At 58.1% G+C, this 24,138-nt stretch carries 17 protein-coding genes; 9 read left to right on the forward strand and 8 right to left on the reverse strand.

The window, feature by feature from the left end; genetic code table 11:
* Positions 1-358: 358 nt before the first annotated feature.
* The 6 genes from ISF28_RS04110 (at position 359) to ISF28_RS04135 (ending at position 9,152) form a co-directional block, all read left to right on the forward strand.
* Positions 359-3,946 (forward strand): AAA domain-containing protein, encoded by a 3,588-nt coding sequence (locus tag ISF28_RS04110; protein WP_198115882.1) that lies wholly within the window; start codon positions 359-361, stop codon positions 3,944-3,946.
* Entirely contained in the window at positions 3,943-5,718 is a 1,776-nt protein-coding gene (locus ISF28_RS04115) for a phospholipase D-like domain-containing protein (protein WP_198115883.1), read from the forward strand. The genes ISF28_RS04110 and ISF28_RS04115 overlap by 4 nt, the downstream gene beginning before the upstream one ends.
* A gap of 15 nt (positions 5,719-5,733) precedes the next feature.
* Positions 5,734-7,242 carry an SMODS-associated NUDIX domain-containing protein gene (locus ISF28_RS04120; RefSeq protein ID WP_198115884.1) on the forward strand — a complete coding sequence of 503 codons (1,509 nt, stop codon included), beginning with the start codon at positions 5,734-5,736 and terminating at the stop codon, positions 7,240-7,242.
* A 325-nt stretch (positions 7,243-7,567) separates the two neighbouring features.
* Positions 7,568-8,059, forward strand: a complete 492-nt coding sequence (locus ISF28_RS04125) for an Hcp family type VI secretion system effector (protein ID WP_198115885.1) — start codon at positions 7,568-7,570, stop codon at positions 8,057-8,059.
* Between the two features lie 62 nt (positions 8,060-8,121).
* The gene (locus ISF28_RS04130) at positions 8,122-8,727 is read left to right on the forward strand and encodes a peptidoglycan recognition protein family protein (protein ID WP_198115886.1); all 606 of its coding nucleotides are present in this window, start codon (positions 8,122-8,124) and stop codon (positions 8,725-8,727) included.
* Complete coding sequence (locus tag ISF28_RS04135; protein WP_198115887.1) at positions 8,721-9,152, forward strand: hypothetical protein; 432 nt, start codon at positions 8,721-8,723, stop codon at positions 9,150-9,152. Before ISF28_RS04130 ends, ISF28_RS04135 begins: the two co-directional genes overlap by 7 nt.
* 76 nt (positions 9,153-9,228) lie before the next feature.
* Here ISF28_RS04135 and ISF28_RS04140 read toward each other — a convergent pair whose 3' ends face one another.
* The gene (locus ISF28_RS04140; RefSeq protein ID WP_198115888.1) at positions 9,229-9,651 is read right to left on the reverse strand and encodes a hypothetical protein; all 423 of its coding nucleotides are present in this window, start codon (positions 9,649-9,651) and stop codon (positions 9,229-9,231) included.
* A gap of 91 nt (positions 9,652-9,742) precedes the next feature.
* Between ISF28_RS04140 and ISF28_RS04145 the strand changes: the two genes are divergently transcribed.
* Both ISF28_RS04145 and ISF28_RS04150 read left to right on the forward strand, forming a co-directional pair.
* The gene (locus ISF28_RS04145; protein WP_198115889.1) at positions 9,743-10,042 is read left to right on the forward strand and encodes a helix-turn-helix domain-containing protein; all 300 of its coding nucleotides are present in this window, start codon (positions 9,743-9,745) and stop codon (positions 10,040-10,042) included.
* Positions 10,043-10,402: 360 nt separating this feature from the next.
* Positions 10,403-14,347 (forward strand): esterase/lipase family protein, encoded by a 3,945-nt coding sequence (locus tag ISF28_RS04150; RefSeq protein WP_198115890.1) that lies wholly within the window; start codon positions 10,403-10,405, stop codon positions 14,345-14,347.
* Between the two features lie 546 nt (positions 14,348-14,893).
* Here the strand turns inward: ISF28_RS04150 and ISF28_RS04155 are convergent.
* From ISF28_RS04155 to ISF28_RS04185, 7 genes are all read right to left on the reverse strand, one after another.
* Complete coding sequence (locus tag ISF28_RS04155) at positions 14,894-15,376, reverse strand: DNA-deoxyinosine glycosylase (protein ID WP_198115891.1); 483 nt, start codon at positions 15,374-15,376, stop codon at positions 14,894-14,896.
* Between the two features lie 119 nt (positions 15,377-15,495).
* A complete protein-coding gene (locus tag ISF28_RS04160; RefSeq protein WP_370663386.1) occupies positions 15,496-15,663 on the reverse strand; it encodes a hypothetical protein in 168 nt (55 codons plus the stop codon).
* Between the two features lie 106 nt (positions 15,664-15,769).
* Positions 15,770-17,284, reverse strand: a complete 1,515-nt coding sequence (locus ISF28_RS04165; protein ID WP_198115892.1) for an efflux transporter outer membrane subunit — start codon at positions 17,282-17,284, stop codon at positions 15,770-15,772.
* Position 17,285: 1 nt separating this feature from the next.
* Positions 17,286-20,504: an efflux RND transporter permease subunit gene (locus tag ISF28_RS04170; protein ID WP_198115893.1), complete on the reverse strand. Its 3,219-nt coding sequence runs from the start codon at positions 20,502-20,504 to the stop codon at positions 17,286-17,288.
* 37 nt (positions 20,505-20,541) lie between these two features.
* Complete coding sequence (locus ISF28_RS04175; protein ID WP_198115894.1) at positions 20,542-21,753, reverse strand: efflux RND transporter periplasmic adaptor subunit; 1,212 nt, start codon at positions 21,751-21,753, stop codon at positions 20,542-20,544.
* Positions 21,754-21,914: 161 nt separating this feature from the next.
* Positions 21,915-22,775, reverse strand: a complete 861-nt coding sequence (locus tag ISF28_RS04180; protein WP_198115895.1) for an alpha/beta hydrolase — start codon at positions 22,773-22,775, stop codon at positions 21,915-21,917.
* Positions 22,772-23,113 carry a hypothetical protein gene (locus tag ISF28_RS04185; protein ID WP_198115896.1) on the reverse strand — a complete coding sequence of 114 codons (342 nt, stop codon included), beginning with the start codon at positions 23,111-23,113 and terminating at the stop codon, positions 22,772-22,774. Before ISF28_RS04185 ends, ISF28_RS04180 begins: the two co-directional genes overlap by 4 nt.
* Positions 23,114-23,169: 56 nt before the next feature.
* Here ISF28_RS04185 and ISF28_RS04190 point away from each other — a divergent pair, with 56 nt between their 5' ends.
* Complete coding sequence (locus tag ISF28_RS04190; RefSeq protein ID WP_198115897.1) at positions 23,170-24,135, forward strand: LysR family transcriptional regulator; 966 nt, start codon at positions 23,170-23,172, stop codon at positions 24,133-24,135.
* The last annotated feature ends 3 nt before the right edge of the window (positions 24,136-24,138 follow it).

Here is a 24,138-nt window from a genome sequence, read left to right on the forward strand (position 1 = left end):
CCGTGCTTGGCCCCTGAGCTTTAGATAAGCGATGTCGATGCCGCCTGGTGCTGGGCTTCTCCGCACGCAGCTTACTCGCCTATGCACGTCACAATTATTCCCGCAGACCATCAGGACGCTGTCGGATACTAACTCTCACAGAACGAGACTTTGCGGCCGTATCGCTCTTCAAATGGAATTGAGGCTGTGTTGGCATCAACCGGTACGGTGGTATCGCCTCTTTTCCAGATGGCAGGGCTGACTTAAGCATACCGCCACAACTGCATTCACATTGCTGGCCAAATAATCCTTCTTCGCAAAATGCAAGCAGTAATTAAATGTAATTTATTGTAGACTGGAAAAGAGGAGAAGGAGATTTATGAATTCAAACGCCAAGCGACGCCGCAAAGATGAGTTCTTAGCTGCTTATACCGTCGATGAAGATTATCTGCAGAAGCCCGATTTGAAGACTGGTCGTCCTGGCGTCGTTGGAGGGAAAGACCCTGATGGCAATCCGGTACTTATCCGCGAGTGGCGTAGAAGCGCCAAGGCGCCTGACAGCGATTTGGAGCAGATCTGGCGCCACGAACTGAGGCAACTACACCGTTTGGCCGGCTATCCGGGGTCGGCATCGTGTATCTCACATCTTCATGACGCGGGGTTCGACGCCAAAGGCTTCTACCTAATTATCGCACCTGGTCAGAGGCAGCCGCTCGCGTTCTTGCTTCAGCACGTCCCTAATAGCCATTGGCTGCGGCTGCCTCGCAGCACCGCAAGTCGGTTGCGTGTTTGGGCCAACTTGAAACTGCTCGTGCACGGACTAGAGACGCTGCATGCACAAGGGATGCTTCATCGCAGCGTTGATTCGTGGGCGGTACTTACAGCTGGAGGGTCCGAGCCTGATTTCCAGCTAACAGGGTTCGAGTGGACGATGCGGATCACTAGTGTCGAAAGCGTAGCGAGCCTAGGCACTGGGGCAGGTAAAGCACCGACGTTCGATTCGTTTTCGCAGGACTGGAAGGACTTTGGCCTTCTCGCCGCTGACCTTTTAGGGGCCAAGCGCCAGCGCGTTTTAGACCCGGCGATCGCTCCCTATGAGATCGCGGAACATTTGACACTCGAGGAGGCACGGCTCCTTCGACTCATTGTACAGATGAATCCCAAACAGCCACTCGACGGGGATGCTATCGCAACGAGAATCGACAGTGTTCTGGGAGGACTAAGGGCAGAGGCGGCCAATCGTAGAGCCAAACTCCATCTCGCAATACGGATGGGCCCGACGAGCCGGCTGAGCGAGCGTATCCGCCAAGCATCCGGACTCGACATTGAGATGAATGATCTTAGTGCACAACTTCAGTTCGTCAAGGATGATTTGGGCAGCGAGCCGTTGCTGCTCTGTGTGCGGCAGCAAGATGGATCGAACGAATTTCGCTTGGTATTGCGCGGTAAATACCTTCTGTATCGCTTGCAAGAGTTCCGCGCGCCGAAGACCACAGCTCTCAGCTGGGATTTCGCCTATTGCGAAGGCGTAGACTCTAACGCTCCCGCTCCAGTGAATCTGCTCAGCCAACGAAGGTTACAACCTGAGTCACTCGAAATCTTGGGGCTGCGTGAAGCATCCGATCTATTCCCACGTGTTCGCGGTAAGCTCATGTCCTGGGACGAAGTGCGACGTGACTTCGGACAGATTGATATCCCGCTTTCTCCCGAGGAGACGGTACACAGAGCCCTGACGCTGCTCCAGTTGTTGGAAGCGATCTACGCTGCAGCCGACACGTACGCTGTAGCACCGATTCCCTTGCCTGAGCACGTGCGCAACACCGCAGAACACGGCCGGGACCAACTTTGCGTCCAACTGCGTGTAGATGTTGAGCGAATGGCTCTTTCAACCGCGTTAGACCTTAAGTCGCCGACTGATCGATTCGTGAAGTTACTTGAAGCCGATAGACTTGGATCCGAGGACTGGATTCTCACGGACGGCCGCTCGCTTGGCGAAAGGGAGTCAACAGATACCGAATGGACTTTTCGGCAGGTGGTTCAACAACCAGGGCAGCCCGACGCGTTCCTCTTTGATGGGCCGGACACAATTCCGTTCCTGAATGATCCCATCATGATTCCCGCGTCAGCAGGCCGAGACGTTCAGTTCCGTCGACGTCTCAAGGCACTCAAAGCGTTGAAGACCCATCCTGAGCTACTGCAGATGATCGTGGATCCGAGACACCATATGCTAGACAGCCATGACACTGTTGTCGAGGATGCGGCTTTTGCAAAACTCGATGAGCCGAAGCAACAGGCGCTGAAGCAACTCACATCCATTCTCCCGTTCTTCCTCGTGCAGGGACCTCCAGGAGTAGGAAAGACGAGGCTTGTACGCGATCTAGTAACCCGGCGCTTCGCTGAAGAGCCAACTTCCCGTTTGCTGCTGACGGCCCAGAGCAACGCGGCAATTGACCATTTGATGGACGAACTAGCTGGCGTTCTCAAGGCAAATGACCCAAACGGCCCACTCGTCGTCCGTTCTAGCAAGCGCGATGCGATTGAAGCCCCTAGTCAGTTCGACATCGGAGAACAAACACGTCGACTGGTCAAACGACTTGCGGAAAGTCCTCTGGCCAAGGAGGTTCCGCTGAGATTGCAACGCTCCCTGTCGGATTTGGCGAAGGCTGCAGATGGCTCTCAGGCTGCAGGGCGAAAGACTGCTACTGTCGCCGGAAGAAGCGCGGAAAACTCCCTTAGAGCCTTTGAAGGCGTTGTCGCACGCGCTGCCAACGTCGTGTTTGCGACAACCAATTCGGGAGAACTGGAACGCCTAATCGACGAACGTGGCCAGTTCGACTGGGCAATCGTTGAAGAGGCCGCCAAGGCAACAGGAAGTGAGCTAGTGTCACCTATGCTTCTTTCGCACCGCAGGCTCATGATCGGCGACCATAAGCAGCTTCCGGCGTTTGCATCTGATCAGCTTAAGCTGTTGCTCGCGCAGCCCGACAAAATTTATGAAGTGATGAAGCTTGGCGAGGAGTTCGTTGGCCGGTCCCTCAAGGATGCAACGACGGAGGAACTGCTGGACGACGTCGCAGAAGACAAATCGCAACTGCCTGCACTTTGCTCCGAGGCTCTACGACTTCTCACGTTTTTCGAATCAACAATCGAAGCCGAGTTCAAACGACAGGCGAAGGGAAAGGGAGGGCGCCCGATCGCCAAGAAGCTGACTGCACAGCATCGCATGCACCCTTCAATTGCGGAGCTCGTCTCAAACTGTTTTTACGGCGATCTCAAAACCGATCCGACGTGTGAAGAACGGTATGCTGTCGAGCCCCGACCATTTACCTCCACCGATGAAAGCCGGTTTCCTCTGGCTCCAATCGTGGTGATCGACATGCCGTACGTCCAGTCGACACCGAATCAGAAGGAAGGTGATCAGTATCCGGCTTGGCACAACCCTCTCGAAGTACGAGCAGCTATCGAGGCCTTAGGTTTACTTAGGAGTGCCCCGGATGGCACGGAAGCGCCGACGCTGGCAATCTTGTCTCCGTACGGACGACAACGCCGTGCACTCGACGAAGCAATCAGCGACGAACTGAACAAGAAGCTCAGCCATCTCAAGATGTTTCGCTCGCCTTCGTCTAACGGTCAGTGGTGCCATACCGTGGACTCGTTCCAAGGCAGCGAGGCAGATGTGGTTGTTGTCTCGTTTGTACGTAACAACAACCATTCCTCAGTGCAAAGTGCGCTGGGCTTCCTAAGCGATGCGAGGCGAATGAACGTTCTCTTGAGCCGTGCAAGATGGCAGCTCGTACTCATCGCAAGCATCGAATTCTTAGAGGAAGTCATGCGTGCCGCAGAAGGTAAGCCTGAAGAAAGTCGAGTCGACTTTCTGAGAAAGTTGCTGGAAGGACTTGATAGCGGAACAGAAAAAGGCAATGTTAAGCGCGTTCCATTCCAGACGTTACTAGGAAACGATAAATGAGTGTTGTCCGCGTTGCAATCCCGTTACTGAAAGGGAAGCGTAAATTTTTCCTTGAAAAAGGACGCCCATGGAGTCTCGTCGAACACGTTTTCCTTGCGGCTCTAACGAACAGATCAAGGACCGTCGATGAGCTCGCCATAACTGGCAATGTCCCGCGGCGTCTAGTCCTGGAAGCGCTTATTCGGCTTATGCGAGCTGGTTGGGTCACGTTGCAACAAGGAAGCAACGGTGTTGTGTTCATCGCAACACCAGCCGGGCATAGTGTCGTGGATGACGAAGAGCTTCCAAAGCTCGCCAAAAGTACAAGCCGCTGGATGAACTTCGTGATCGATCAAATTACGGGGACACTTTACCGAAGCCGCGAGATGCCGTTCATCGAGCAGCGTGTTGTAGAGAGTCGGGCCGCGAGGGAGCGGCTGGTCTGGTTGAAGCCACGGGACCTCGACGCCTTTGACGATACGGCTGGTGTTCTCGCAACCCTTTTTGAACACGATGAGAGGTTTCTTGGAATCGAACCCTCTGCGGAGAAAATGGTTAAGCGCTTTGCGATCGCTACCGTCCGAGGTAACAACGTCGAGGGTCTACCATCCCGGGCTCCTGCCGAGCTTGTCGAACTAGTCAAACAAGCGGCGCGCAACGCAGCCCCCTCCCCGATGGCCGAAAATTCGCTGCACCAAGATCCAGGACGCCAAATTCCGTTCGCGGACAGGCCTACTCCACGTGCCATCGATGCAATATTCAGGCCGGAGGACCTAATCCTCGGCGGGGCAATGCACGAAGAACTACTTCGCCAAGCGATAACAAAGGCCAAGCACAGAATCATTATTCATTCGACATTTATATCCGAGCAAGGATTTGAGCTGGTACAGGAATCGCTCATTGCAGCAGCAAAGCGTGGCGCGATTATCGACGTATTATGGGGTGAAAATGAGAATAAGACGGATGTCGTGACCACGGCAAAGACGGTCGCCAAGATTCGCACAAGCATCGAGGCCGAGGGCCTCAGCCTAAGTCTCCGCGTGCATCCTTTCTCTACGCGGTCACACGCAAAGATACTCGTATGCGATGGCGGTAAGTCAGAGCGCCTTTCCGCAACAATCGGATCTTGCAACTGGCTCTCGTCGGGATTCCAGAACTACGAGGCATCCATACGATTTAGCGATCCCGGCGTTGTTTCGGCAATTATCGAGCAAATCGCCGATTTGACACGTGGCGGTGATCGCCACTGGACGGAATTAACCAGCGAGATGGCGAGACTTGCCTCGGATGCCCGCCTTCAGAAGCCACCTGTAGGTGTAAAGGCTAGGGTTTCACTGGTACTTGGCCCACAGCATGCTCAGTTTACTCGCATTGCACGAGACTCCGCCCGTCGTCGAATGTTCGTGACGAGCCATAAGATCGGCTCAGCCGCCCGCCCCTCGGTCATCTTGCCCGCTATCACCGCCGTACGCGAAAACGGCATTGAAGCACGCGTATTTTATGGGGTAGCGAGTGAAGGGATCACTGATAAGTTGGGTAGCCGTAATGGACATCCCGTCCCTTCAGTGCAGCCGGTTCTCACGCCGAAACTGCACGCCAAGATTTTGGCCTGGGATGATGACCATGTCCTGATAACCAGTCAGAACTGGCTTTCCGCTGATCCGGGCGAGTCGAATATTCGACGTGAGATCGGGCTGATGGTGAATTCGAAAGGAATCGCCAAGGCCGTTATAGACAACTTTGACGTAGCCAAAGGCTATGTTAGCGTAGCCGCAAAAACGGATAACGAATAAGGCACGGAATCTGCAATGTATAAATACGGAGTTTTTCAGGGTGGCGGCGTCAAAGGCATCGCACTCGTTGGCGCTCTGCAAGTCGCTGAAAGCCGTGGCATTTCATTTGAAGGCGTTGGAGGCGCATCTGCAGGTGCAATCGTTGCTGCACTTTACGCGGCTGGCTACAGCGCAGGGGAGATGCGCTTGATTTTGCAGGGGATGCAGTTCGATTCCTTGCTTGATCGCGCAAGTTTAGGCCGCCTCGCCTTGGCAAAAAACTTGGGTCTCTATCGGGGAAAACTATTCCAAAATTGGATTCACAAGCATCTACTCGACAAGGGTGTTCGGTATTTAAAAGATTGCCCGAAGCAACTTCGCATCGTCGCGACCAATCTTACTGAGCGGACTCTTGCAATTCTGGATGCCGAGAGCTACCCCAATCTAGAGGTAGCCGAGGCGATCCGGATGTCGATGAGTATCCCCTTCGTTTTTGAGCCAGTGCAACTAGGCCGCAACCTTATGGTTGACGGCGGTGTGCTGAGTAACTTTCCACTGTCTCTATTCGATGGGAATGAAACGCTTGGTTTCAGGCTTCACTCCAAGTCTGCGTCGCTTCCATTTGCTCCAGAAGGATACCGCGAGTACCTATTATCCATCATGGGCGCCATGCTGGACGGGCGGGACAACTACGACGTCCAAACGAAGAAATTAGCAGGGTTGATCGAGATTGATCCAGGAGACTTCTCCAGCACGCAGTTCAAGTTGAGCGACAGCGAAAAAGCAAACCTATATGAACGCGGTTTTTCTGCGTCTAGCAGGTTTTTTGTCGATCCAGTCAATACGAACCGCACACAACAGCTTATTGTACGCGGCCCCGAATCCAGCATTGGTTTGAAGACCCATCCAGAGGTTAGTGACGGAACGGAGATCCGCTTCTCCATCTCCGCACTTGTGAGAATTGAGATCGATGGTAAGTTCCTTCTGACTAAGGGCAATCGTATTGAGCAGTTCCAACCCGTTGGCGGAGTTCTTAAGACCTTCAGTACCGCGCATGCGAAGCTAGGAAATCTTGGAGTGAAAGCAGACAGCAAAATTCCAATCGATCAGGACAGCCGAGACGACCTTCGAGTGTTCGTTCCTCGGCGGTCAATTGAGGCATTCGTTCAGTGGTACTTGGAGGGCCGTGGTCGGGAAACCTCACCTTGGCGAGAGTTCAACGAAGAACTGGTTGAAACCGGAGTGCTGAGTGCCGAAAATTTTCGGACCGCGGCTTTCGACTACATAGGACGTCGAGTCGAGGGCATTCGCTGGACCCCGCACTTTCAATGCTACGAAGTGCTGATTGCCGAAGTGTTCGCTTTGGTACCAACTTTAAAACAAATCGAGGAGCTGAATGCACTGCGTGGTTCCAGTAATGCACCCGGCGTCATGTGGGCAAGTCCAGAGCTGATTCGCACCCTTGGATATGACTCGGCCAGCCAGAGACAGTTGACTAGGATCTCCGACCATTCATCCTGGATATTGGACGGAGCTGTCTGTTGAGGCGCCAGCGATTCGGCAACGGTGTGGCCAGATCCATACCATATGGGCGTACCGTCGCCAATCGACGTCGTCTCATAACGTGAAAGTAGACAAGTTTGACGACCTGGCCGCACGCCGAAGATCGGACTTCCTGTGGTGGGTGGCTCGACAGTCGCCGGCCGCCTCTTGGTCAATAGACTTGACATCGCCACCATCAACAACCACAGCGAAGCAGTCGCTGCTTGGGGTTGATCGACCACATTAGTCCCTTGCGCACAGCCAACTTGCTCTAGTCCATGCAGGACCAGAATGAAGGGGAATCCCCGAACTCTTGAGGAGAGCAAGCATGGCATCTGATGTCTATTTGCAAATTGATGGCGTCAATGGCGAATCGAACGACGACAAGCACAAGGGATGGATCGAGGTCGAGGCCGTCGATTGGGGCGTCATCCAGCCCACCGCTGGCACGACGTCAACCGCTGGTGGCCACACGATTGGGCGCGCTGTCTTCGATGCGCTTCGGATTACGAAGGCGGTCGATCTCGCTTCTCCAAAGCTGATGGAGTTGGCGGCCCAGGGCAAGACAATCCCGAAAGCCAAGCTCGAATTCTTCCGTGCGGACGGCTCGGGCCCACTCAAGTATTACGAGGTCACGCTGGAAAACGTGCTGGTGTCCAGCAATAGAAAATCCTACGGTGGGTCTGGCCTCGTGGCCGATCAGTTCACGCTGCACTTCGCCAAGATCACTGAGAAGTACACCCAGCAGAAGATCGGCGGCGGCGCCGGCGGGAACACGTCTGGTGGGTGGGACCTGGCAGCGAATAAGACTGCTACCTGACTGCGGTGCCATAGCGGCCTCTTTGCCCACTCAAAGTGATCCTGATAGGAAGAGGTGACCTGATGCTCCATTTGGACAGTCAAGGCTACGTTCTCAATGCACGTGTCCAGCGGACGCCACGCCCTCTGATCGAGCACGGTGCTTTACAGCGAATAAGTGGAATCATCGTTCACCAGACCGGCGGTGCGTCTGGCGCTTCAAGCTTGAGTAGCTACGCGATGCAAAACGCGAACGGTGCCCATTTTTTGATCGACAAGGATGGAACGATCTATCAGACCGCATCGTTGTTTCGTCAGACCTGGCATGTGGGGAAACTTCGTTCACGGTGTCTCGCTGAGCATCGTTGTAGCCCGACCGAGCTTCAAGCGCTGAGACACTTCAGTCCAAGGGCCGAACACCGGATGGAAGCGGCGAAGCACGTGCCTCAGCGTTATCCCTCGAACGAGGACAGCGTCGGGATTGAGATTGTTGGTGCTGTGGTAGCCGGCAGAGGCCAGAGCCCGGCTGAGCAGGGAGTTTATGAAACGGTAAATGCTCAGCAAAACGCGTCGCTTCACTGGCTAATTTCTGAGCTCACCTCGACTTTCGGAATACCAATGACTGAGATATTCAGGCACCCGGTCGTCTCCCGCAAGAACCCCACTGAAGCCGAAAGCGCACTATGGTAATCGCCTCACTCATCTTTGCCGTGACGGCAAGCGCTTCCGTAGCTACGGACGATGGTTCAGGTACCGAACCAAAAATGCGCCAGACACATCTTCCGCCGATCAGCAAAGTCACTATCCGGAACAGCGGCGCGACGTCCCCAGCTTCAGGCGAATCGGTGGCGCAGTGCACAGATTTTAAGCTGAGCTATCAGGAAGTTCGTGAGTACATCGGCAAAGCTACCGAAGTCGCCGAACACGACTACTTTCATATGCTCGACTGGTCGCCCTGCTATGCGAGCGGGGACGTCACCTTCAAAAACGGCGTCACGGGTATCTGGGCAATCCAGCAGTATCGCGCCGGCTCGCTTAAGCTGAGCAATGGCCGAACCTTATATCTGTATTGTCCGCAATGCCAAGCTAAATCCTTCCCGGCTGCGGATGAATGATCAGGCCACTGCCGGCTCGCGCCGGCGCCTATGACACCAACTCACTGTTGCGGTCAGGCCACCTGGTCGTAAGTGATCATTTACGCCGCGTATAAATAACTTCCATGTCACGTTGCGATTCCTCATCCGTTAATCCAACCGCCTCACCTGCATCGGTAAAGTAAACGGGAATTGCCGGGCCAGGTTCCTCGAAATATTTTTTAATCTCGAGTACCGTAGTCCAGCGCCGCGTACGGATTGCGCCTTCGAAAAGCGGTTCTAGCAACCAAATGTCTACAATTTTTCGGGATTTATCGTTCTTAAAGTCCTGGCAAAAATTTAGGACATCATCGTACTGCCAAAGAATGGCAGTTTGGTAAAGCCAATTCCGCTTAATTCTGAAGGCATGGTTAATAAATATGTAAAGAGTCGCGAAGTCGAGTGTTGCCGTGCGCCAAGTTCGTATGCTTGGTTGCACAAAGTGCGAACTCATCTCATTCGTGTCATCTGTAGTTATCATCGCAACCTCCCGTCGAGGCAAATGAACACTATAGATTGTAGTCCTAAAGTGTGCGCCATGAGTACATCGTGCATTTCGTACGGAGGTGCTCATGGGGTTACTCAAGCTATTCGGTGTAGGGCTACAAAAAGCGAGGAAGAGTCGAGGATTGACGCAAGAAGATTTCTCAGTGGTATCGAGCCGCACCTACATGAGTAGCTTGGAAAGGGGTATCAAAGCGCCGACGATCACAAAAATTGAAGAGCTTGCAACAGTAATCGGTGTGCATCCCCTCTCACTTCTGGCTGCTGCCTATTTGCCTTCAACCACTGCAGAACGAACACAACTCTGCTCGAGGATCAAGGCTGAGCTTGAGTCGTTCGGGCTCCTGACGTCGGCTGACGACAGGTAGTGAAGGCGATGCTGGACTTTCGCTGTGGTCAAGCAATCCCCTTCGTACTCGGTTCTGCAGGCACGACCAGCACAGTTCCGCCCTGCGCTCCTGCCCACTACGCTCGGCAGAGGTTCCGTGTTCCCAGGCGGCGACCCACTCAAAAGTAAAATCAGCACGCGAACGCTCCCACTCAACTGGACGGTGACTGGCGATACTGTAGTTGCACCCGACGTTCGGCACTCGAAATTGCATGTGCTGGGCGTAGACTTTGCACGCCACTCTTGCGCGCTCGCCTATCGCTAAAAAAAGCTTCCAATTTCGATGACGATCAGACCGGGCAGTGCTAAGCTTCCGCCGGGAATGTACTGCGGAGCTCGTATGACTAAAAAAGCGATAATTTTCGTACACGGACTAGGCGGTTCGGAAAAGACATGGGGTCTTTTTGACGAGCTTTTAGAAAGCGATCAAAGCGTCGACTGGGACGTCTCTCACTTTGTCTACCCTACGCCGCCACTTGGGTTTCGCGTCGTTGCTTTCTTCCAGTCCAATTACCAGCCAATCGAGGTCCTCGCGCAAGCATTAAAAAACCAGATCGACATCAGGTTTCAGGATTTCGATGAAATTGCGCTGGTCGGTCACAGCTTGGGCGGCCTAATTATTCGCCAATATCTAATGAACGAACGTATTGCGCAACGCACGACTAAAATAACTAAAATCGTTCTCTATGCCACCCCTAACACCGGCGCCGACCTTGCTCGGATAGGAAAGGCACTGTCGTTCGGCGAAAACGGCCATACACGCCAGCTTTGTAAAAACAGTGATTTCTTAAATATCCTCAATCGGAACTGGGCGAGCTCGGGCATCGAATCGACAGTCGACATCACGGTGATCGTTGGTGGAAATGACAGAATTGTGCCAAGAGAAAGCGTCGAAGCAAACTTCAGAACCCAAGATCGCGAGCCTCTTGTTATCCTTGAAGCGGGACACCGAGATATAGCGAAGCCAAAATCTGTCGATGACGACCGCTACGTGTTCTTGGTGAGCTCCTTAAAAAAAAAGTTACGGCTCACCCAACTCAAGACTCTAGGGGGAATGCCGCTCGGTGAATGGGCCAGGTATGCTCACCTCAATACGTTGCCATTCCACCTTGACGCCAAACGGGGACTGCAGATCGAGGAGGTATTGAAGCATTTTGGTCAGCATCAGAAAACGCTACGAGTTACAGGACTGTCTGGACTGGGCAAGACTCGTCTGGTGTTCGAGGCCTCTCGCCGGTTAGATACTGACCGAGCTGATCAAGTAATATATTTTGATGCGGCGCCTGAATCAATCAATTTGGTCGGTTGGCTTCGTGATGCCATTAGAAAAGGGGCGGAAGGCACTCTGATTGTGGACAACTGTTCGGTTGACCTTCACGAGAAGCTACAGCTCGAAGTGGGGCGCGTTGATAGTTCGGTATGTCTGATCACAGTAGACTACTCTCCCGAGCGAATTCAAGGAATTCCTATGATCCGCTTGGAGCGACTTCCGGACGAAGACATAGCAGCTATGCTTGCGCCGGTCTATCGCGACAAAATTGACGACCTAGAGCTGCAAAAGATCGTTGCTTTTGCGCAAGGCTTTCCCCAGATGGCGGTCCTGCTGGCTAACGCTCGTCTTAATGATGATCCAGAGCTTGGGATCCTTACAGACGACCAGATAGCCAGCAAACTCCTTTGGGGTAACGAAACACCATCACTTGAGCACGAAAGAATCTTACAAGCCTGCGCACTGTTCGAAACTTTCGGTGTCGACTCCGGGGTCAGTGATCAGTTCAGTTTTATCGCCGAGAAAGTCCTCGGGTTCGAGGAAGATATCGTATATCAGTGCATTCAAGACTTCACCGAACGTGGGCTGATTGACCGACGAGGTCGATTTGCCCAATTGGTACCGAAGCCTCTGGCCGTCAGGCTAGCGGCCAAGTGGTGGAAGCGTGCACAGCGAGCGCAACAGTTACGACTTATTGAAGAATTGCCATCTGCGATGGAAGGTAGTTTTTGTGCCCAGATAGCACGGATGGACACGCTCCCTGAAGTCAAGGAACTTACCGCCGCGCTTTGCGGCCCACAAGGCCCTTTTGGTCGCGCGGAAGTGATTTTCTCCAGGAAGGGTTCAATGCTCTTCCGCGCCCTTGTTGAGGTGAACCCTGATGCGACCGCTGAAATGATCCAGCGTGTCATTACAGCAGCGACAGACGAGGCCCTCTTGAATATCAGAGGAGACGCCCGACGCAACTTAGTCTGGGGTTTGGAGAAGCTGAGCGTACGACGTCAAACCTTCGCTGAGGCCGCATACTGTTTACTGCGCTTAGCCTCTAACGAAAACGAGACTTGGAGCAATAACGCAACAGGCCAGTTCCGACAGCTATTTCGACTGCAGCTATCGGGCGTGCAGGCTCCTCCGGCAGACCGCTTCGCGTTTCTGAGGTCTATCCTCACAATGAAAGAAGAGAAATTGACCTCGTTAGTGTTGCAAGCACTCTCTGCGGGGCTCGACCTAAACGGGGGGTTCCGGACTGTAGGAGCCGAGTATCAGGGCATCAACAGCCGGATTGACGAGTGGCAACCAGCTTCCTGGGAAGACGTCGCTTCGTACCTGGATGAATGTCTTCGAATTCTTCGCGAGGTGATGAACGAGGGAGATTGTAATATTGAGGATATCAAGTCTATTGTCGGTCCGAAAATTCGCCAGTTAGTCGGACTAAATCAGGCGGCCAACCTCGACAAAATCTTAGCAGAGATTGTTACGCATGATGGCCCATTCTGGCCCCAAGCCCTCGACTCGATTATCTCCGCACTGGAATACGATAGGGAGCAACTCAAGGCGGACGACGTGCGATTCCTTGAGCTTTGGATGCAGCGACTAGGGGGCAAGAGCGGCACTCTCGAAGACAGACTGAAAATTTTGGTCATTGAGCCACCTTTTGATCATCGTGAACGTGATGGCGAATTTATTGACGTTGCGGCCGAGAACGCCAGTGAGTTCGCGCGGGAGATCGCGCAAACGCCTGCTTCAATAAAGATCGCTACCGACCTGCTTCTACAGGCTAACACTCACCGCCAAACCTTTAACTTTGGCCATGCGTTGGCGTTAGAAGTACAAGACCCGAGTCAACTAGCTAAAGATGTCTGGATTGAAGCTGCAAAACTGCCTCAGCCGTCGACGCGCTTCCTTCTCGGCATAATGAGTGGCATATCAAAAAAAGACCCGACTTTATGGCGGCAATTAATCGATGAGTTCTGCCAAAATGGACGAGGCGTTGACTTATTAATGCCGGATGTGCTAACGACTGGGCATATAGTTGATTCCGATCTGACGCGCCTTCAGCAACTTGCTGAGTGCGGAGCTATCGAACTTGAAAGGCTTCGGATCTTAGCATATGGATCCGTGCTGGGCGATCTTGAACCCGATACCGTGTCGGCTTTTGCACTCAGCCTAATCGACGTAGATGAAGGTGAGATCAATGCCTGGATATCGTTAGATATTTTATTCATGTACTGCTATGGAAATCAATCACGACGGGTAGCTTGTCGCGATACTTTCCGTGCGATATGTCTTCGTTGTGCGTTTGGTTCTCGCGCGCACAGAAAAGACCTGCATCAATGGGAGAAAACTTGCGAGTGGCTCTGTGTCGGCGATAGTGCGTTCCGAACCGCTTTAGCAGAGAAAATCTGCAACACAGTCGGGGATACGACTGTATCGCACGACGAGATTGCTGACTTTCACTCTGTGACGAGAGCTGCGCTGAACAACGTGCAGTGGTCAGAAGACAACATCAGCGGAGAGAAAACGTGGAGCGTGCTCGCCCAATCGATAGTTAGTTCTGACGGACTGGCTTATCTACATTTTATGTGGATGTTCGAAGCAAGGCAAAGAATGAGCGATCTCAAGCGCGGCAGTCTCATAGAGTGCATTCCGGCTCCCACGCTATTGAAATGGTGCGACGAACACCCAGAGACTGCTCCGTTTTTTGTCGCGAGGACCATACAGGTACTTGTGGAACTGGACGGGGCGCTCGCTCTCAATCCAATTCTCATTGCGCTTCTTGCAAGGTTCGGACATACCGACGACCTTGGTTCAGAGATTGCGTCAAACCTTTTCACGCGAAGTTGGTCGGGCTCACTAGTCCCTATCATTGAGCGCGAGCGCGAAGCGATCTCGAAATTGGCAACGCATGAGAACGCGAACGTGAGGCGATGGGCGAACAACTACACGGCGGAACTGACTGAGCGCATTAGCGTAGAAATGCGGCGTGACGATGAGCGAAATTTTGGAATCTATTAGCTTCACCCAACTTTTCGAACAAGTGGAATGGTTCGCGGCTCCGGCTGCCCAAGGGCAGGAGGCCGCGCTTCGGGTGCCTCCTGCTCGGGTCTGCTGTTGCTAGCGTGGCCGATCTCCCCGCACTTGCTTCGGACAACGCCGGCGATTAGTGGTGTCAAGTCATCATTACATGCTGTTGTCTAAATGCCACTCTCAGTCTAGGCGCCTCACTGGCTCCGCATTGCGCGGCATGTGCGCTGAAAGCGCAGCTACCTAACGGGGCTGATCTGCCTGGCAATATTAGCTGCCTGATGAAAGGTGCCGAAAGCGGGTTCACGATAAATTTTGCGTGACTATTTCGTCCACCTGCAGCTGGGCTTTAAAACCGCCTGTCACCGCTGCTTTGTATTGCTCTCTCGCCGTGCTGCTAAAACTACGCACCGCGTTCCGGGCGAATAGAGCCGGAACGCGGCGTCTCACGGCGGGCTGTGTCCCGAAGCCCGCGCGCAGCGCGGGTCGCGCCGCCGTCCGGCGCGAGGATAGCCCGTCCGGACCTAGACCCCACCGCTACCGCTTTGGGTGTACGATCTTCTTCCAGACAGCCAGCTTATCGTCGAAAGACATATGAGCGTAAGCTGGCGATGATGACGGCAATACTAGGGTTTCGAAGCCTGCCATGCTAAATCGTTGCTCGGATTTGCCGGAGGTCTTACCGTTGAAGCAGACGCGGAAAAGATGAGGACTGTGCCGTAGCAGAACGCCGAATTCGTTGGTCTGTGCCTGACGAATGGCAGCGTCCAAGCTTCCTTCACGTTCGCAAGCAGCGATCGTGTCCCACAAGCCAATCTGGTGAGCAAGCAAGCGCACCAATCGCGCGTCGTAATCCATATCCGCAAGAGGCTCATTCGTCACCGCAGACATAAGCCGCCAGAACTGATTCCTTGGATGGGCATAGTATCGCTTTGCCGAAAGCGAAGCCTCACCAGGAAAACTCCCAAGAATAACAATACGGGTTTGCTGATCAAGAACGGGAGGCAAGCCAACTAGCATAGGGACGACTTCGCTTGTAGTAAGTTAAACGTAGCAAGGTGCGAAATGAACACTTCGTCTCCAGATTCTGACTGTGTAAATGGGCTGAAGCCTAGCGCCGTGCGGGTTCTGGGCCCATTTTACATACACACTGAACAAACCTCGTCACGCATAAATGCTTGCGCGTAGTACTGCTGGGCCGCAAGCGACGCCGCGCCCGGAAAGCTGCCCAGGATCAGGATGCGCGTGTCCGGCGCGATGACGGGCGCGAGGCCCGTGAGTTGTGAGGAATCGGATGATGTCGCCATGTGGCGATTCTAGCGTCCGCACACGAAAAAAGCGGCGACACGCTCGCACGTATCGCCGCAAAGGGCATTACCGGAATCACAGTAAAGCCGGGGGACAATCGTCCTTTCAGTTCCTTGCTTGCGCCGTGTCGTCGACTTTCGCCACGGCCGGTGCCGCATCCCAGCCGCCGCCCAGCGCGCGGATCAGCGCCACGGTGGTGACCGCGCGGTCGCCGCGCAGCTGCACGGCATTGCGCTCGACGTTCGCCAGGTTGCGCTGCGCGTCCAGCAGTTCGAGATAGCTGCTGCGGCCCGCGTCGTACAGCTTCTGCGCCAAGTCGCTTGATCGGCGGGCGGAAATCACCGCCGCTTCGATCTCGGCGCTTTGCCCAGCCAGGATGCGCAAGCCGGCCAGGTTGTCCTCGACCTCGGCGAACGCAGTCAGGACGCTCTGGCGGTACGAACCCACGGCTTCTTCCAGCGCGGCCTCGCTGCGCACGACGTTGCTGCGGTTGCGGCCACCGTCGATCAGCGGCATCGACAGCGCGGCGCCCAGCAGCCACGAACGGCTGCTCCACTTGAACACGTCGGCGAAGCTGGTGCCCACGCCGCCGGCGCCCGCCGACAGGTTCAGCGCCGGGAACATCGCGGAGCGGGCGACGCCGATGCGGGCGTTGGCCGCTTCCATCGAGCGCTGGGCGCTGGCGATGTCGGGACGGCGCTCCAGCAACGTCGACGGCAGGCCGGCCGGGATCAGCGGCAGCGCCGCGGCATCAAGCAGCGGACGCGAAGGCGCGGTGAAGTTCGATGCCGGCTTGCCCAGCAGGACGGCCAGCGCGTGCTCCGTGGTGGCGCGCAGGCGCTGCAGGCCGATGGCTTCCGAGCGCGCCGTCGCCAGTTCCGTCTTGGCGCGCGACAGGTCGAATTCACCGATGTCGCCCGCGTCGAAGCGGTGGCCCGTCACGCGCACGCTCTCCTCGCGCAGCTGCACCGTGTGGTTGACGGTCGCGATTTCCGCGTCCAGCGAACGGAGGCGGAAGTAGGTCTGCGCCACGTCGGCCTGCAGCGACAGCAGCACCGAGCGGTACGTCGCTTCCACCGCGCCGGCATCGCCGCGCGCGGCCGCCACGTTGGACGAGACGCGGCCGAACAGATCGACCTCGTAGCTGGCGGACAGCCGCGCGTTATAGGCGTTCGCCGGCGCGACGGGAGAACCCTTCGGCAGCGACGCTTCCAGCGGCGCCAGGCGTTCGCGCTGCGCGCCGACACCGACGCCGACCTGCGGGATGCGGTCCGCTTCGGCGATGCCGGCGATGGCGCGGGCTTGCTTCACGCGGGCGGCGGCCACCGTCAGGTTCTGGTTGTTGGCCGTCGCGTCCGCGATGAGGGCGTTGAGCGTCTCGTCGTTGAACACGCGCCACCATTCGCCGCGCGGCTGGGCTTCGGCCGGGCGGCCGACGGTCCACGTGGTGCCGTCGGCGGCACTGCGCACATCATTCACGGCGGCCGCCGGCGCGCTTTGGGACTCTTTAAATGCGGCCGGCGTGGCGACTGCCGGCTGCTTGAATTCGGGCGCGGCGCAAGCCGTCAGCAGCAGCGCTGCCATCAGCGGGGCCACACCCCTTGCAATCATCGTTTTCATATCAGTTTCCTTCCAGTGCCGGCTTGTCGCCGCCGACAGCATTCGGTGCCGTCTCATGAAGATGAGCGTGAGCGTGGGCATGCTTCGGCTTCTCGAAACGCTTGGCCAGGGTGCGCAGCAGGACGTAGAACACCGGCGTCAGGAACAGGCCGAAGAACGTCACGCCCAGCATGCCGGCGAACACGGCGACGCCCATCGCGTGGCGCATCTCGGCGCCGGCGCCGTGCGACAGCACCAGCGGCACCACGCCCATGATGAATGCGATCGACGTCATCAGGATCGGACGCAGACGCAGGTGGCAGGCTTCCAGCGCGGCGGCCACGATGCTGCGGCCATGGTGTTCCAGTTCCAGTGCGAATTCCACGATCAGGATCGCGTTCTTCGACGCCAGGCCCACCAGCACGAACAAGGCGATCTGCGTGAAGATGTTGTTGTCGCCGCCGGTGAGTTTCACGCCGATCAGCGCGCACAGGATCGACATCGGCACGATCAGGATCACGGCCAGCGGCAGGGTCCAGCTTTCGTACTGCGCGGCGAGCACCAGGAACACGAGCAGCACGCACAGCGGGAACACGTAGATCATGGTGTTACCGGCCAGGATGTCCTGGTAGGTCAGGTCGGTCCATTCGTACGAGATCCCTTTCGGCAGCGTGGACTTGACGATTTCCTCCATCGCGGCCTGCGCCTGGCCCGACGACACGCCCGGTGCCGGGCCGCCGTTCATCTCGGCGGCGACGTAGCCGTTGTAGCGCTGCACGCGATCGGGACCGTACGTGTCCTTGATCTTCATGAGCGAGGACAGCGGGATCATCTCGCCCTTGTCGTTGCGGACCTTCAGCTGCGCGATCTGCTCGCGCTGCGAACGGAACGGCGCATCGGCCTGCACGCGCACCTGGTAGGTGCGGCCGAACCGGTTGAAGTCGTTCACGTACAGCGAACCGAGGTTGATCTGCAAGGTCTGGTTGATCTCGGCCAGCGGCACGCCCAGCTGCTTGGCCTTCACGCGGTCGACGTCGGCGAACAGCTGCGGCACGTTGATCTGGTAGCCCGAGAACACGCCCATCAGGCGCTTGTCGGTGGCGGCCTTGGCCTGGATCGCCTGCACGGCCTTGTACAGTTCATCGTAGCCGACGCCGGCGCGGTCCTCGATCATCATCTTGAAGCCGCCCGTCGTGCCCAGGCCGTTCACCGGCGGGGGCGACAGCACCATCACGAACGCGTCCTCGATGGAACCCATGCGCTTGTTGATCTCGGCGGCGATCGCCTCCGCGCTCTGCGCCTTGCCCTTGCGTTCGTCGAACGGTTTCAGCGTGGTGAACACGATGCCGGCGTTCGGCGCGTTGGTGAAGCCGTTGATCGACAGGCCAGGGAAGGCGACCGACGATTCCACGCCCGGGATCTGCTTGGCCACGTCGGACATCTTGCGGATCACGGCGTCCGTGCGGTCGAGCGAGGCGGCGTCCGGCAGCTGGGCGAAGCCGATCAGGTAAGCCTTGTCCTGCGGCGGCACGAAGCCCGGCGGCACGGCCCGGAACATGAAGATGGCGGCGATCCCGAGCAGCACGTACACGCCCAGGGCGGCGCTCTTGCGCTTCAGGACGCCCTTCACGCCGCCTTCGTAGGCATGCGACGAGCGGCCGAAGAAGCGGTTGAAGCCGGCGAAGAAGCGGCCGAACACCGCGTCCATGATGCGGGTGAGGCGGTCCTTCGGCGCATTGTGCGCCTTCAGCAGCGCGGCGGCCAGCGCCGGGGCCAGGGTCAGCGACGAGAACGCGGAGATCACGGTCGAGATGGCGATGGTCAGCGCAAACTGGCGGTAGAACTGGCCGGTCAGGCCCGATACGAACGCGATCGGGATGAACACGGCGCACAGCACCAGGGCGATCGCGATGATCGGGCCCGAGACTTCCTTCATCGCCTGCACGGTGGCGTCATGCGGATTCAGGCCGTTCGCGATATTGCGCTCGACGTTCTCCACGACGACGATGGCGTCGTCCACCACGATACCGATTGCCAGCACGAGGCCGAACAGCGACAGCGTGTTGATCGAGAAGCCGCAGGCGAGCATCACCGCGAACGTGCCGACGACGGACACCGGCACCGCCAGCAGCGGGATCACCGACGCGCGCCACGTCTGCAGGAACACGATGACGACGAGCGCCACCAGGATCACCGCCTCGATCAGCGTGTGGATCACGGAGTCGATCGACTCGCGCACGAATTGGGTCGGGTCGTACACAATGCTGTATTCGACGCCTTCCGGGAAATTTTTCGACAGCTCCTTCATCTTGGCGCGCACGTCGTGCGAGAGCTGCAGCGCATTGGCGTTCGGCGCCTGGAAGATCGGGATCGCCACGGCCGACTGGTTGTCCAGCAGCGCGCGCAGGGCGTACGAGTTCGAGCCCATCTCGAGCCGCGCGACGTCCTTCAGCAGCGTGGTCGCGCCGTCGGCGTTCGTCTTGAGGATGATGTTGCCGAAGTCCTCGACGGATTTCAGGCGGCCCTGCGTGTTCACGGTCAGCTGGAAGTCCGCGCCCTTGGCCGGGCCCTGGCCGATGACGCCGGCCGCCACCTGCACGTTCTGCTCGCGGATCGCGTTGACGACGTCGCTGGCGGTCAGGTTGCGCGCGGCGACCTTCTGCGGATCGAGCCACACGCGCATCGCGTAGTCGCCCGAACCGAACAGCTGGACTTCGCCCATGCCGTTGATGCGCGCCAGCTCGTCCTTGACGTTCAGCGTGGCGTAGTTGCGCAGGTACAGGTCGTCATAGCGGCCATCCGGCGAGCGCAGGTGCACCACCATCGTGATGTTGGGCGAGCTCTTGACGGTCGTGACGCCGATCTGGCGCACCTCTTCCGGCAGGCGCGGGAGCGCGCGCTGGACGCGGTTCTGCACCGCAGTCTCGGCCTGCTCCACGTTGGTGCCGATCTTGAAGGTCACCGTCAGCATCAGCGCGCCGTCCGACGTGTTTTGCGACGTCATGTACAGCATGTTTTCGACGCCGTTGATTTCCTGCTCCAGCGGCGTCGCGACGGTTTCGGCGATGACCTTCGGATTGGCGCCCGGGTACTGGGCGCGCACCACCACGGAGGGCGGCACGACGTCCGGGTACTCGGAGATCGGCAACTCGAAGATCGAGATGAGGCCGGCCACGAAGACCAGCACCGACAGCACGGCCGCGAAGATCGGCTTGTCGACGAAAAAGCGTGAAATGTTCATTGTTCTTGTCCCTCGATTGCTATGGGATTACTTGGCATTACTTGGCGTCGGCCATGGCCAGCTTCGCGTCCTTCGCGGGCGGCTTGCTCGTATCGAGCGAAGCGACCATCGGCACGGTCTGCGCCGTGATGGGCGCACCCGGACGCACGCGCTGCAGGCCATTGACGACGATCTTCTCGCCCGGCTTCAGGCCGGCGCGCACGACGCGCAGGCCGTCGACGACGGGGCCGAGCTTCACTTCGCGGTATTCGGCCTTGCCGTCCGCGCCCACGACGAACACGAATTTATGGTTCTGGTCCGTGCCGACGGCGCGGTCCGTGATCAACAGGGCCGGCTTGGGCTCGCCGCCACCGATCTGCACGCGGGCGAACAGGCCGGGCGCCATGCTGCGGTCCTTGTTTTCGAACGTGGCGCGCATGCGCACGGAACCGGTCTGCGTGTCGAGCTGGTTGTCGACGAATTCCAGCTTGCCCTCGTGCGGGAAGCCTTCTTCGTTGACGAGGCCCACCTTCACCGGCACCGCCTTGCCCTCGTGCGCTTCCTTTGCGACGCGCAGATAGGTCTCTTCGTCGCCGTCGAAGCTGGCGTAGATGCGGTTCATCGACACGACGGAGGTCAGCACGGCCGACGCGTCGACCAGGTTGCCGAGGGTGATCTCGGCCTTGGACACGCGGCCGTCGATCGGCGAGACGACGCGGGTGTACGACAGGTTCAGGCGCGCGGCCGCGGCCTGCGCTTCCGCGGCGCGGGCCGACGCGTCGAGTTCCTTCTGGCTCGCGAGGCTCGCGTCGTACTCGCGCTGCGCGATCGCCTTGTCGCCCAGCAGGCGCTCGGCGCGGGCCAGCTCGGTGCGGGCCAGTTCGGCCTTGGCGCGGGCCGATTTCGCGGCCGCCTCGGCACGCTCGGCTTCGGCCTGGTAGGGGCGCGGATCGATCACGAACAGCACGTCGCCCTTCTTGACCTCCGCGCCCGGCTTGAAGTTGACGGCCGTGATGTAGCCCGACACGCGCGGACGGATCTCGACGTGCTCGATGGCTTCCAGCCGGCCCGAGAATTCCTGCGTCTCCGTGATCGGCTTCTCGAGCACGGCGGCGGCCGACACCGGCGGACCTGCCTGCGCCTGGGTTTGCGCTTCGGCGGCCTTGCCGGTCGCGTCGGAACAACCGGCAACCAGGACCGCCACACCGGCGGCGCCCAGCGCCAGCACGACGGGTCGCACGGCCATCTGGAATTGTTGAATCGTTTTCATTGGTTAGCCCTCCGTTATTGACTATTTATTAATGATTGGACGAAAACGGTCCTTTCCAGGCTTTTTCAGGAAAAGACAGGTCTCCCGCGCCTCGCAGGCACGTTTTTTATGGTTGGTGGTGAAGTAATTGACCCGGGGGGATCAATCAAGCGATCCGGAGATCAACAGCTGGCCGGCTCTTCTTCCTCGTCGAGGCCGGCAATGAAGTTGGCGATCTCGCTCAATGCCTGGCCTCGACAGGCGCAGGTATCGCGCGCATTCGGTTCCTGCAGGCGCTGTGCCGCCTGCAAGCGTCTGACCGTCGTCGGCACGCCCGACTGGATCAGTTTGCCGCCGTAGGCTTCCGCCTCGTCGCGCAGCGGGTCGTCCTCGATCGACAGGATCAGGGCCGGCGGCAGGTTCTTCAAACGGCTCGACTGCAGCGGCGATGCATACGGATGGCTGCGGTCGGCCGCGTGCGGCAGGTAGCCCCGGTAGGCGGCGGCGCATTCGTCGAACACCTTGGCCTTGTCGGGGCAGGTCGGCATCTCGCGCATCGAGCAGGTCGACAGGCCCGGGTCCAGCATCGGCATCAACAGGATCTGGCCGGCCAGCCGCGGCGCGCCCCGGTCGCGCGCCATCAGGGCGCACACGGCGGCGAGATTCGCGCCCGCTTCGATGCCCGCGACCAGCATGCGCTTGCCGGTCCAGCCGAGCTTGGTCTTATTCTTCTTTGCCCACATCAGCACGGCATGCGCATCTTCCGCGGCGGCCGGGAACGGCTTCACCGTCGCCAGCGTATAGGTCGACGACAGCACGACCGGATACCCGCTCGCCTCGGACAGGTGGCGCAGGAACGGATCCGCGTCTTCCAGGTCGCCGTCGACGAAGCCGCCGCCATGGAAGAACACGATCAATACGTCGCGCTTGCCGTCGACCGCGGCCTTGTACAGGCGAGCCGCCAGCGGTCCTTCCACGCCCACGACCTGCAGATCGCGTACCGCCAGCGTGTGGCCGTCGGCCGGCTTGTGCGCAACGCTCATCGATTCACCTCGTTGGCGGCCACCAGCACGGCCGGGATCGCGTTCGCGCCGCATTGCTCGCCCTTCGCCACGACGTGGAACAGCGCATCGTATCCGCGCGCCTCGGCACCGGCCGCATGCGCGTACTCGTCGGTGAGTACCGTGCCTGCCATGGCCACTACGCCGAGCACCAGCCCGAACACTGCCGCGACTGCATCGCGATGCGCTTTCATGATCCGCTCCTCGTTGAATTGACAAATGCTGAAACTATCAGCGACCGTACCGACATCATAGACTTCATCTACAATCCAATAAATAGTGCATTTGCGAATCCATTGTTCAGATTTTTGAACAATCATGCATATGCTTGCTAAAAACCCGGCTGTAAAAGTGTTCTTATAAACAAGGTTGTGTCATGAACAAGCTCCAAGCCATGGAAGTCTTCGTGCAAGTCGTCGACGCCGGCAGCTTTACGCGCGCGGCCGAGTTGATGAACCTGCCCAAGGCGACGGTGTCGACGCTCGTGCAGTCGCTCGAGGGGGCGCTGTCGGCCAAGCTGCTGCACCGGACCACGCGCCAGGTGACGGTGACGACGGACGGCGCCGCCTATTACGAGCGCTGCCTGCGCATCCTGTCCGACGTGCGCGACGCCGAGGAATCGCTGTCGCGCACGCGCCTGTCGCCCAGCGGCCGGTTGCGCGTCGACGCGCCGACGGGCCTGTCGAGCGAAATCCTCGTGCCCGCCCTGCCCGCCTTTTTCGAGCGCTATCCGGACATCATGCTGGAACTGGGCAGCTCCGACCGTCCCGTGGACCTCGTCGAGGAAGGCGTCGACTGCGCCGTGCGCGGCGGCACGCTGGGCGACACGAGCCTGATCGCGCGGCGCGTCGGCGTCATCAATTTCCTGACGGCGGCGTCGCCCGCGTACATCGCGCGCCACGGCATGCCCCAGCACCCGCGCGACCTCGAGCGCCACCGCTGCGTGAACTATTTCTCGGCCAAGACGGGCAAGATCTACGACTGGGATTTCAGCCGCGGCGACGAACGCATCGACGTGCCGATGCGCGGCGTGATCGCGCTGAACGATTCGAACGCCTACGTGGAAGCGGGGCTGGCGGGCCTGGGCGTAATCCAGATGACGGATTACATGCTCGACAGGCACGTGGAGGCCGGGCGCATGGTGCAGGTGCTGCCGGACTGGCGCAGCGATCCGGTGCCGGTGCACGTCGTGTATCCGCAAAACCGCCACCTGTCCGCCAAGGTGCGCGTATTCGTCGAGTGGGTGGCCGAATTGTTCGCCGCGAACCCGTACACGCACATGGGGGCGATGCCCCGCGTGGCGGCGCCCGCAGTGCCGGCTCTGGTCCCGCTCATGGCCTGAGCA

It is taken from the genome of Massilia rhizosphaerae (assembly GCF_016093545.1).
Taxonomy (GTDB): domain Bacteria; phylum Pseudomonadota; class Gammaproteobacteria; order Burkholderiales; family Burkholderiaceae_D; genus Telluria; species Telluria rhizosphaerae.

What these genes read in the sequence shown, in the direction of transcription:
- ISF28_RS04110 (WP_198115882.1), top strand. Translation starts at nt 359, where the DNA reads ATGAATTCAAACGCCAAGCGACGCCGCAAAGATGAGTTCTTAGCTGCT.
- ISF28_RS04115 (WP_198115883.1), top strand. Translation starts at nt 3,943, where the DNA reads ATGAGTGTTGTCCGCGTTGCAATCCCGTTACTGAAAGGGAAGCGTAAA.
- ISF28_RS04120 (WP_198115884.1), top strand. Translation starts at nt 5,734, where the DNA reads ATGTATAAATACGGAGTTTTTCAGGGTGGCGGCGTCAAAGGCATCGCA.
- ISF28_RS04125 (WP_198115885.1), top strand. Translation starts at nt 7,568, where the DNA reads ATGGCATCTGATGTCTATTTGCAAATTGATGGCGTCAATGGCGAATCG.
- ISF28_RS04130 (WP_198115886.1), top strand. Translation starts at nt 8,122, where the DNA reads ATGCTCCATTTGGACAGTCAAGGCTACGTTCTCAATGCACGTGTCCAG.
- ISF28_RS04135 (WP_198115887.1), top strand. Translation starts at nt 8,721, where the DNA reads ATGGTAATCGCCTCACTCATCTTTGCCGTGACGGCAAGCGCTTCCGTA.
- ISF28_RS04140 (WP_198115888.1), bottom strand. Translation starts at nt 9,651, where the DNA reads ATGATAACTACAGATGACACGAATGAGATGAGTTCGCACTTTGTGCAA.
- ISF28_RS04145 (WP_198115889.1), top strand. Translation starts at nt 9,743, where the DNA reads ATGGGGTTACTCAAGCTATTCGGTGTAGGGCTACAAAAAGCGAGGAAG.
- ISF28_RS04150 (WP_198115890.1), top strand. Translation starts at nt 10,403, where the DNA reads ATGACTAAAAAAGCGATAATTTTCGTACACGGACTAGGCGGTTCGGAA.
- ISF28_RS04155 (WP_198115891.1), bottom strand. Translation starts at nt 15,376, where the DNA reads ATGCTAGTTGGCTTGCCTCCCGTTCTTGATCAGCAAACCCGTATTGTT.
- ISF28_RS04160 (WP_370663386.1), bottom strand. Translation starts at nt 15,663, where the DNA reads ATGGCGACATCATCCGATTCCTCACAACTCACGGGCCTCGCGCCCGTC.
- ISF28_RS04165 (WP_198115892.1), bottom strand. Translation starts at nt 17,284, where the DNA reads ATGAAAACGATGATTGCAAGGGGTGTGGCCCCGCTGATGGCAGCGCTG.
- ISF28_RS04170 (WP_198115893.1), bottom strand. Translation starts at nt 20,504, where the DNA reads ATGAACATTTCACGCTTTTTCGTCGACAAGCCGATCTTCGCGGCCGTG.
- ISF28_RS04175 (WP_198115894.1), bottom strand. Translation starts at nt 21,753, where the DNA reads ATGAAAACGATTCAACAATTCCAGATGGCCGTGCGACCCGTCGTGCTG.
- ISF28_RS04180 (WP_198115895.1), bottom strand. Translation starts at nt 22,775, where the DNA reads ATGAGCGTTGCGCACAAGCCGGCCGACGGCCACACGCTGGCGGTACGC.
- ISF28_RS04185 (WP_198115896.1), bottom strand. Translation starts at nt 23,113, where the DNA reads ATGATTGTTCAAAAATCTGAACAATGGATTCGCAAATGCACTATTTAT.
- ISF28_RS04190 (WP_198115897.1), top strand. Translation starts at nt 23,170, where the DNA reads ATGAACAAGCTCCAAGCCATGGAAGTCTTCGTGCAAGTCGTCGACGCC.